Here is a 1,217-nt window from a genome sequence, read left to right as displayed (position 1 = left end):
AGGGTGTTGACGAAGAACCCGATCAGCTCATCGAGACGGTGATCCGTGCGGCCCGCGATCGGACTGCCGAGAGGGATGTCCTCCCCCGCTCCGAGCCGGGTGAGAAGCGCGGCGAGTCCCGCTTGGAGGACCATGAAGAGGCTGGCGCCCGTCGACCGTGCGAGGTCGGCGAGGCGTCGGTGGAGATCGGGGCCGATGTCGGCGGTGAGGTAGTCGCCGCGGTAGGTCATGACGGCCGGGCGAGGGCGATCCGTGGGCAGGGTGAGCTGGTCGGGCAGACCGGCGAGGGCGCGGGTCCAGTAGTCGATCTGCGTGGCGAAGACACTGTCGGGGTCGTTCCGGTCGCCGAGGAGTTCGTTCTGCCACAGGGTGTAGTCGGCGTACTGGACGGGGAGTTCGGGCCAGCGCGGCGCCCGGCCCCGCGCACGTGCCGTGTACGCCTCCGTCAGCTCGCGTGCCAGCGGGCCCATCGACCAGCCGTCACCGGCGATGTGGTGCACCACGACCAGCAGCGCGTGCTCCCGCGCCGACAGCGTGAACAACTCGGTCCGCAACGGCGGTTCGGTCGCGAGGTCGAAGGCGTGGCGGGCGCCCGCCGCCAGCGCGGCCGGCAGTCCGGTCCCGGTCGTCGGGGTGACGGTCAGGCGCGGCACGGCGGCCTCGGGGGCCAGCACCCGCTGGCACGGCACGCCCTCGGCCTCCGGGAACACCGTCCGCAGGCTCTCGTGCCGGGCCACCACGTCACCGAGGGCGGCCCGCAGCGCATCATGGTCCAACTCGCCGGTCAGCCGCACGACGAGCGGGATGTTGTACGTGGCGCTCGGCCCTTCCATCCGGGCCAGGAACCAGAGCCGCCGCTGGGCCGAGGAGAGGGGCACGACCGGTGGCCGCCGGCGCGGGGTGAGCGCGAGGCGCGCGGGTCCCGCGGTGCCGAGGCGGGCGGCCACCGCGGCCGGGGTCGGGCCCTCGAACAGCAGACGCAGTTCCAGCTCGACCCCGAAGGCGGCCCGGATCAGCGCGATCAGGCGGGTGGCCAGCAAGGAGTGCCCGCCCAGCTCGAAGAAGTGGTCGTCGACCCCGACGCGCGGCAGCCCGAGGACCCGCGCGAACAGCTCGCACACGATCTGCTCCTGCGGCGTACGCGCCGCCCGCCCCGTGGCCGGCACCGGGACGTCCGGCTCCGGGAGCGCCGCCGTGTCCAGCTTGCCGTTGGCCGT

General features: G+C 73.9%; 1 protein-coding gene. It reads right to left on the bottom strand.

The features are described from left to right. A partial coding sequence (locus tag CCN72_RS27340) for a condensation domain-containing protein (protein ID WP_244174486.1) occupies positions 1-1,217 on the bottom strand: 1,217 nt, incomplete at both ends.

Source organism: Streptomyces murinus (assembly GCF_002154555.1).
Lineage (GTDB): Bacteria > Actinomycetota > Actinomycetes > Streptomycetales > Streptomycetaceae > Streptomyces > Streptomyces murinus.
This window is presented reverse-complemented; position numbering and strand designations above follow the sequence as displayed.